Annotated in this window: 2 protein-coding genes; one reads left to right on the top strand and one right to left on the bottom strand. The window is 45.0% G+C overall.

Features of this window, described 5'->3' with window-relative positions:
* On the bottom strand, positions 1–326 hold a 326-nt coding region (locus tag A3763_RS00765), incomplete at its 3' end, for a DUF480 domain-containing protein (protein WP_156494786.1).
* Positions 327–506: 180 nt separating this feature from the next.
* On the opposite strand from A3763_RS00765, the gene A3763_RS00760 reads away from it, so the two are divergent.
* The coding region (locus A3763_RS00760) for a two-component system response regulator (protein WP_156494785.1) at positions 507–1,224 on the top strand (718 nt) is incomplete at its 3' end.

Raw genomic sequence — 1,224 nt, 5'->3', positions numbered from 1 at the left:
CCTCGCAGCAAGAGCATGCAAAAGATAGCGTGCTCTGCGTCATTCATATGATATTCACGCGTCAGACGCTGGTCATATTTATCCGCTCTTGAACCGTACTCAAATTTTACCAAGGCCCGCTTCTGTAAGTCATAAAGGCTCTGTTGAACATCACCTTCAGAAAGATCCATCACCGGTTCACGGCTAGTTTTCTGATTGCAGGCTGTCACCAGGCTATTGAGCGTTAAAGGATAGACATCGGGTGTGGTTAGCTGTTTCTCCATCAAGGCCCCCAAAATACGAGCTTCGACTAATGACAAGATGGAAGAAGAATCATGTTCACTCATTTATGATTTATGCCTTTTGTTATATTTTAGTGAATTTGTCGATTTTAACGTGTGTCTTTATCAATTACACGACTTATTGAAACAGCAATTATTGGACATCGGATCTATCCTCTGCATACTTATATAGCATAGTTTTTAGCACCAAGGCACTCTAGGACAATTACTTAAAAGGATATATCTATGAGCAAGCCGCTCATTATGATAGTTGATGATGAACCTATCAATTTACGTCTACTTTCTGAAGCACTCAAATCCGAGTTCGATCTTATTGCCGCCACTAATGGCACTCAGGCATTACAACAGCTCGAGCAGCAGCATGAGTCTATCGAACTGATCTTGCTCGATGTCAATATGCCTGGTATGTCGGGCATGGAGGTGCTTGACCGCATCAAAGAACATGATGAGTGGTCCGACATTCGCGTAATCTTCGTTACCGCAATGAACCAAGTTTGTGACGAAGCCGCGGGCTTGGCCCATGGTGCCGTCGACTATATTACCAAGCCCATTTCAGCCCCCATTGTCTTGGCTCGAATTCGTACCCAGCTTACCTTGCGGGCTGCCAAGAAATCCCTTGCCGAGCAAAATCAGCTACTTGAACAACGCGTTCAAGAGCGTACTGAAGAAATTAGATATACCCAGGAAGTCGTTATCAACGCACTCACCACGCTCGCCGAAACCCGTGACCAGGAAACCGGATTACATATCGTTCGTACCCAACATTACGTTAAACAACTTGCAGAACTGGTGCGCGACTTACCCGAATATAAAGATGAGTTAGATGACGAAGCTATCGATGCAATGTTCCGAACAGCACCATTGCATGATGTTGGAAAGGTAGGGATCCCCGATCGAATACTACTTAAGCCCGGAAAGCTGGATGCAGAAGAATGGGAGATCA

The organism is Oleiphilus sp. HI0128, from assembly GCF_001635365.1.
The sequence above is the reverse complement of the archived record's forward strand: the minus strand, read 5'-3'. Positions and strand labels throughout refer to the sequence as shown.